Genomic DNA, 7,117 nt, shown 5'->3' with positions numbered 1-7,117 from the left:
TACCCATGCCCCGCCAACTCCGCCGGATCATCGTTCGCCCCGAGGTAGGTGTTGAGATCCATGTAGAGGAACACCTCGGACCGCTCACCCTTCCCGCCCTGCCCGCCCAGCAACAGGTCGAGGGCGACGTCGGCGCGGAGCTGATCCAGAGTGCGGGTCTCCCCACCCGTTTTCAGGGCGCGGGCTTCGCGGTCGATCCGGGTGTAGGCGGCGGCGACCTTCTCCACCGGCCCGTCCTCGACCTCGATCGAGGCGACCCCCGTCTCACCCTGCCGGATCGACAACCGCCGACCGGCGCGATGCCGCTCCACCCGACGAGCAGCACCGTCACGATCAGCCATCATCGCCGCGTGATGCGCCGCCTTCCGAACCTGATCGGAGTTCCGGCCCGGCAGGCGGTCTTCCAGGACCGCGTCCACCGCACGCGCGTCGTCGTCGGACAACCACGCCGTCGCGGCAGCGACCTTCAACGCCCCATAACCACCCACCTGGCCACGATCCAGCAACCCCAAAGTGCACGGCAGCCGGGTGGTCAACGCCTCCGCGGTGGACACCAGCCCGGCCGCGTGACCATCCACAACCGACAACGCGAACGCGACCTCCTGCACCACACTCGCCGCACCATCACGATGCCGGCTCAACTGCGCCAACGCCCGGAACCGGACCGCCTCCAACCGCGCGATCCCCTCCGACGCCGCCACCGCAACAGCCACAGCATCACCGTCCTCCAACACATCCAGCCCGGCATTCACCTCCTCCAACAGACCAGCCGACGTGATTTCCTTCAGAAGCGCCACAAGGGCGTTACGTGTAACCACACACCGAAACTACAACCGACCACCGACAAAAAGACATTTTCCCTTACACGGCAACAGGTAGCGCGATCAGTAGTAGTGCCGCAACTCGTCCCACAACGCAGGCCAAGGCCGCGAAGTCCCCGTGCACAAGGAAATCCGTACTCCTTGCTCTTCGTTCTCCACTCCGAGCCCGTTGTCGTGCACGGCGGCCTCGTGGCATCCGGTGAACCACGCCGGAAGGTGCGGCCCCACGACGACCACCGGGCCGACAGCGTCAGCGGGAGGAGGGCCCCAGTCCGCATAGGACATATGCCCCGAGTACACCGCGGGAAGCCCGTAGTGCTCCAGAGCCCCCGCCTGTCCGTAGTTCCGCGTGAAGATCACCGCGGTCGAGCGCTGCTCCGCCGGGATCCGCTCCCAAACCCTGGCGACCGAAGAAGCCAGCTCTGGCCATCCCACCTGCTCGCCTTGCTCCTTGTTCACGGCCAGGACCGGCGCCAGCGCGGACTCCGGCAACAAAGGCAGTCCGACGACGAGCGACACTGCCGCGCCCACGAAAGCCAGGAAGACCGCCAGAGCGCGGCGCCAAGTCCGGTCGAACCAGCGCAGGCAAGGTTCGGCGCCGGCGGCCGCGAGCAGCAACAGAAACGGCGCCGAGTAGTACGGTTTTCCGCCCAGTGCCAGCAAGATCGCGCACAGCACCGGATAGGCGAGCGCCAGGGAGCGGGCCCAGCGCAAGTCAGGATCGCGCCACAGCCTGAGTCCACCGGCGATCCAGACCGGCACGGCCACCGGGGAAAGATAGAGCAGCTGCATCGGCACGAACAGGATCCGGTTCTCCGCGCCGTCGTCCTCGCTGATACCGGAAGCCACGGTCAGCAAAGGGAAATCGTGCGCCGCCTGCCAGATCAGGCCGGGCGCGGCCAGGACGAGCGCGAGCAGGATACCGGCGGGGAGCCAGCCCGTGCGGAACACCGTTCGCGGGCCGACGGCGAGTACCGCCAGGCCGATCGAGGCGACCATCAGCAGGACGAGCCACTTGCCCTCCAGCCCGATGCCGACGACGGCGCCCACCGCGAGCCACCACCGGCCGTCGCCGGTGCGCAGCAGGCGCAGGACCACCAGACCCAGCGCGCTCCAGACCAGCACGTCGACGGTGGCGGTCGACAGCATGTGCCCATCCACCACGACGAACGCCGCCAGCGCGGTCATCGCGGCGGTGAAGACCTGCGCGCCGCGCCCGCCACCGAACTCGCGGGCGACCAGCGCCAGCAGGATCACCGTCGCGGCGGCGCACAACGTCGCGACCACGCGCAGACCGGCGGGAGTGGCGCCGAAGACGTCGGTGGAGACCCGCGCGAGCAGGGGCGTCAGCGACGGCTGATCGACATATCCCCAGTCGAGCCGTTTCCCGGCGGCGAGAAAGTACAGCTCGTCCCGATGGAAGCCGTACCGGCCGGACAAGAGTGTCAGCACGAGGACCTGGATCGCGACGACCAGACCGACCGGAACCCGAGCGAATCGCTCCATCGCGCCTCCCCAGACGACGCGAAGCCTACTGCGTGGGCGGCGCCAATTCGACCCTGTTGCGGCCGCCTTGTTTCGCGCGGTAGAGCGCCATGTCGGTGGCGACGAGAAGGTCGTCGACGCTGGTGATGTTGGCCGCCGGATACAGCGCCCCGCCGATCGACACGGTCAGATCGGTCAGCACGGTGTCGCGATCGGGCAGCGCGACCGACACCACCGCCACCTGGTGCCGGATCCGTTCGGCCACCTGGAGCAGCGTCTCCTCGCCGTGGATGTCCGGGATGACGATGGCGAACTCCTCGCCGCCCCACCGCCCGCACACGTCCTGCTCCCGGATCTCGGCGCGCAGCGCGTCGCCGACCGCGCGCAGGACGAGGTCGCCGTTGGGATGGCCGTAGGTGTCGTTGATCGTCTTGAAATTGTCGAGGTCGAGGAACAGCACACCGAGTTTGCGGCCGGCGCGTGTCCGGCCGAGCTGTTCCTCGGCCAGCTGACGCCAGCGGCGTTTCGTGACGAGGCCGGTGGTGGCGTCGGTATGCGCGTCGCGCCGGTACTGCGTCAACAGGAGCCCGCGGTGCAGCGCGACCAGCGCGATGACGACCCCGACCAGCACCAGCGGGTTGGCCTGAACGAGGACGACGGCCGTCACGAGACCGAGGCCGAGCGCGCCGGCCTCGAGGATCTGGTCGCCGAACCCGGAGAACAGTTCGCCGATCGACTTCGGCGGCGACGAGAGCGCGATCGCGATCATCACCAGCGCGGTGTTGATCGCCCACCGCAGGGCCGCCGCGACGATGATGACGGCGAGGTCCCCCAGTCCGGCGAGCAACCCGGAGTCGGGCGGGCCGGGGTAGTGGCGCATGCCGAGGCTGAGGACGACGACTGCGGCCTGCGTGCCGCAGAGCACCGTCGCGGCGGAGAAGATCCACCGATGGGGGAGAACCGGCCGTTGGTGTGGCCAGATCCGCAGCCATGCGATGGTGTAGGTCACCACGACCATCGCGGCGGCGAGCACCGGCGGCAGCGCGATGACGGCGGCGACGCTCCACACCGCCTTGGTGTCGACGTAGGCGACCGACGGGGCCCTGTCGTACTCCCGTTGGCGTTCGATCTGCCGGGTGCCCTCGATCGCGATGGCCGCGCACAGCGTCAAGACGCCGAACCGCACCAGGTCGGTGCCGGTCACCGGGACCAGCCGGGCCGTGGCGGCGGTCGAGAGGACTGCGATGAGATTCACGACCAGGACGTAGGTACGCACAGGTCGCGGCAGGCTCCACAGGTGCCAGGCCCTGAGCCGCCGCCGCGCGCCACCGAGTCGTCCGTCCACGCACCCTCTTCCGTCGGTGATCTACACCGTAATCGAACCGGGACGGCGACGGCCGCGTTGTCTCCGACGATAAGACAGGCGGCCTCGAATTCCCCCGGACAGCCCAACCGAAACGAGGGAGGCGCACCGATGCAGGACAACAACTGGTGAGTGTTTTGCCGGGTAGATCGCTATTTCGAGGGAGGTGAACGACATGCGGGACAACAACTGGACCACTCGGCGTGACAACAACTGGACGTGAGTGATCTCGCCCACGACCGCGTGATTGCGCGAAGGGAGGTGAACGTAGTGCGTGACAACAACTGGACGACCCGTCGTGACAACAACTGGACGTGATGTGTCAGGAACCGTGTTCGCCAACGGGTGTCGTCCCGCCGATCGGCCCCACCTCAGGGCCGCGGCGGGACGACACCGCCCGTGACCAGCCCACCCCGGCGACACCGGCGACCAGCACCCCCGCGGCCGCCGCGACGGTGATGACGGTGGTCGGCGCGACGACCTGGGCCAGCAGTCCGGCGGCCGCGATCCCCGCCGCCTGAGCCGCCCGCAACGCCGCGATCGCGACCCCGATCACCTGACCGCGCTGGGCGGGCGGCGCGGCGAGGCTGTACTGGGTCTGCGTGATCATGTCGTGCGCGGAGAACACCCCCGAGATCGTCCACAGCACGACGATCGTGTGCAGGCCCGGAGCCCAGCCGGTCGGGATCAGCACCAGGCTGCTCGCCACCGCCAGCGCGCCCAGTACCCGGATCTGCCGTTCCCGCGGGACGCGGCTCAGCAGGATGCCGCCGAGCACCGAGCCGACGGGGTTCGCGGCCAGCAACCACGGCAACGCGCCCGCGCCGCCCAGTTCGGCGGCGACCGGGACGGCGAGGCCCTCGGGCACGACGTAGAAACCGCAGCAGCAGGCGATGAGCAGCAGCCAGCGCAGCTTGCGGTCGCGTGCCACCAGACGGCAGCCCGCGATCAGGGACGGTCGTTCGTGGTGGGCGGGTGCCGTGGGCGGGAATCGTTCGAGCCCGAAGCGGAGCATGAGCGCCGACAGCGCGAACGTTCCCGCGTCGATCAGCAGCGCGCCCGGCACACCGAGTCCGGTGACGACGGCGGCGCCCGCGCCGAAGCCCACCACGAGCCCGGCCTGGTACGTGGACGAGATGACGGCCTGGCCGACGACCAGCCGGTCCGGATCGAGCAGATCCGGCAGCATCGCCTGCCGGGCCGCGTGGAACGGCCCGGCCATGAGCTGCACCAGGAACAACAGCGCGGCCGCGACGGGCAGCGGGAGCCCGGGTACCGCCATCAGCGCGATCAGGACGGCGCGGCCGACGTCGGTCACCACCATCACGGTGCGTCGCGAGAACCGGTCCGCGACGCCGCCCAGCGCGCCGCCGAGGAGATCGGGGACGAAGGTCAGCGCGTACGCCGCCGAGGCCCACCCCGCCGAGGACGTCCGGTCGAACACCAGCACGGTGAGCGCGACCCTGGCCAGCTGGTCGCCGGCGACCGAGAGCAGATGCGCGAGCCAGATCCGGCGGAATCCGGCGACCGCGAAGACGCTGCGGAACGACGCCGCTCGGGCTGGCATGCGCTTCAGGCTGTCGTGAAGCGGCCACTCGGCGCAACCCTCGGAAAAAATCCGTCCGCCGTGTCGAACCGGCGAAGTCCCGTTCGACGTGTTGGTAAGAGAAGGAACGGAGAATCCGATGTCGCATTCACTGGGCCCGCTGGCGAACAACCTCGCCGCCTACGCCATCTACTCCACCGCGCAGACCGAAATGCGTCACGCCTACAAGCTGATCGACGCGGGCGACTACCTCGGCGCCGCCGCGGAGATCGATTCCGCCGCCCGCGCCGCCGAGGTGCTCGCTCGCGCCACCTTCGATCTCGACGCCGAGCGCTCGGAACGCTGGCTCAGAGTCGTCGCCGCCCGGAAGCGGTTCGCGGACCAGGCCAGGGCGCGGGCCTCGGACACCGCACTGGCCGTCGCCGCTTAACGGAAAGCGCGTCGATAAGTGGCGGGGCTGACGCCCGTCGTGCGCTTGAACCGCTCGCGGAACGCCGTGGGCGAGCCGAAACCGACCTCGGAGCCGATCCGTTCGACGGCGTACCGCGTGGTCTCCAGCAGATGCTGTGCCTGCCGGACCCTCGTCCGGTGCAGCCATTGCAGTGGCGTCGTCCCGGTCTGCTCGCGGAAGTGCCGGATCAGCGTGCGCGTGCTCATCCCGGCGCGCGCGGCGATATCGGCCAAGGTGAGATCGCGCGCGAGATTCTCCTGCATCCAGAGGAGGGTGGGTTCCAGCGCCGCGCCGCGGGGAGCGGGCGGATGCCGCAGCGCGATGAACTGCGCCTGGCCGCCCTCGCGCTCCAGCGCCATGACCGAAAGGCGGGCGGCGTCGGCCGCGATCGCGGAGCCGTGGTCCCGCCGGATCAGATGCAGGCACAGATCCAGGCCGGCGGCGGCGCCCGCGGAGGTCAGGATCTGCCCGTTGTCGACATAGAGCACGTCCGGGTCGACATCGATCTCCGGATACGCCGCGGCCAGCGCCTCGGCGGCGACCCAGTGCGTGGTGGCGCGAAGGCCGTCGAGCAGGCCCGCGGCGGCGAGAACGAAGGTGCCGGAACAGATCGAGGCGATCCGCGTGCCCTTCTCCGCGGCCGAAATGAGCGCGTCCTGGACGGATTCCGGCAACGGCCCGGCCGGGTCCGCGGTGCCGGGGACGATGATCGTGTCGGCCTCGCGCAAGGCCTCCAGCCCCCATGGCGCGCGCAGGGTGAAGTGCCCGGCGTCGACTTCCGGGTGTTCGGCGCAGACGAGCAGCCGGTAGCCGGCGCTTCCGTCGGCGAGCCGGGTGCGGGTGAAGACCTCGATCGGCGTCGAGAGGTCGAACGGGATCACCTTGTCCAGCGCGAGGACGGCGACGGTGTGCATGACCGCAACGTACCCGCCCGATGGCGAGATCCCGTTGGAAGGCGTCGTTCGCGCCACTGGGAGCGGGCCGCGGCCGGTTCTAGCGTCGAGCCATGATGATCATCGCGCCGATTCTCGTCGGCCTCGTCTACGTCGTGCTGATGTCGCTGATCCACGAACCACACCGCCGCCGCTTCAACGCGGTCATGGTGGCGGGGGCGGGCGCCGCTTATCTGAGCGGCGGCGGGCTCGGGATCTGGGAGTTCGCGTTCGCCGCGGTCGTGACCTATGTGGCGTACCGCGGCCTCGAATCCTGGACGTTCATCGGCATCGCCTGGCTGCTGCACACCGGCTGGGACGTCGTCCACCACCTCAAGGGCGCCCCGATCATCCCGTTCCTGCACGATTCGTCGTTCGGTTGCGCGATCTGCGACCCGGTGATCGCGATCTGGTGTTTCGCCGGCGGGCGATCGGTCACGGATTTCGTGCGCGCCCGTGTCGGTTCCCGCCGTCCGCGTTCGTCGGTGGGGTGAACCGATCGGACGAAGGGATCTGAAG

At 69.5% G+C, this 7,117-nt stretch carries 7 protein-coding genes; 2 read left to right on the top strand and 5 right to left on the bottom strand.

Translation table 11 applies throughout. The features are described 5' to 3' along the window. The 4 genes from ACZ3HL_RS40800 to ACZ3HL_RS40785 all read right to left on the bottom strand — a co-directional run. The coding region (locus ACZ3HL_RS40800; protein ID WP_465537095.1) for a DUF222 domain-containing protein at positions 1–797 on the bottom strand (797 nt) is incomplete at its 3' end. A gap of 87 nt (positions 798–884) precedes the next feature. Then, positions 885–2,327 carry a glycosyltransferase family 39 protein gene (locus ACZ3HL_RS40795; protein WP_465537092.1) on the bottom strand — a complete coding sequence of 481 codons (1,443 nt, stop codon included), beginning with the start codon at positions 2,325–2,327 and terminating at the stop codon, positions 885–887. 25 nt (positions 2,328–2,352) lie between these two features. Next, a complete protein-coding gene (locus ACZ3HL_RS40790; RefSeq protein ID WP_465537089.1) occupies positions 2,353–3,651 on the bottom strand; it encodes a GGDEF domain-containing protein in 1,299 nt (432 codons plus the stop codon). 340 nt (positions 3,652–3,991) lie between these two features. Then, positions 3,992–5,236 carry an MFS transporter gene (locus tag ACZ3HL_RS40785; protein ID WP_465537087.1) on the bottom strand — a complete coding sequence of 415 codons (1,245 nt, stop codon included), beginning with the start codon at positions 5,234–5,236 and terminating at the stop codon, positions 3,992–3,994. Positions 5,237–5,354: 118 nt separating this feature from the next. Here ACZ3HL_RS40785 and ACZ3HL_RS40780 point away from each other — a divergent pair, with 118 nt between their 5' ends. Then, positions 5,355–5,645: a hypothetical protein gene (locus ACZ3HL_RS40780; protein ID WP_192745098.1), complete on the top strand. Its 291-nt coding sequence runs from the start codon at positions 5,355–5,357 to the stop codon at positions 5,643–5,645. Here ACZ3HL_RS40780 and ACZ3HL_RS40775 read toward each other — a convergent pair. Further along, a complete protein-coding gene (locus tag ACZ3HL_RS40775) occupies positions 5,642–6,580 on the bottom strand; it encodes a GlxA family transcriptional regulator (protein WP_465537085.1) in 939 nt (312 codons plus the stop codon). The two genes, ACZ3HL_RS40780 and ACZ3HL_RS40775, sit on opposite strands and share 4 nt — an antisense overlap. A gap of 92 nt (positions 6,581–6,672) precedes the next feature. On the opposite strand from ACZ3HL_RS40775, the gene ACZ3HL_RS40770 reads away from it, so the two are divergent. Next, entirely contained in the window at positions 6,673–7,092 is a 420-nt protein-coding gene (locus ACZ3HL_RS40770; RefSeq protein ID WP_192745096.1) for a DUF6010 family protein, read from the top strand. The last annotated feature ends 25 nt before the right edge of the window (positions 7,093–7,117 follow it).

It is taken from the genome of Amycolatopsis sp. NPDC000009 (assembly GCF_055563465.1).
The sequence above is the reverse complement of the archived record's forward strand: the minus strand, read 5'-3'. Positions and strand labels throughout refer to the sequence as shown.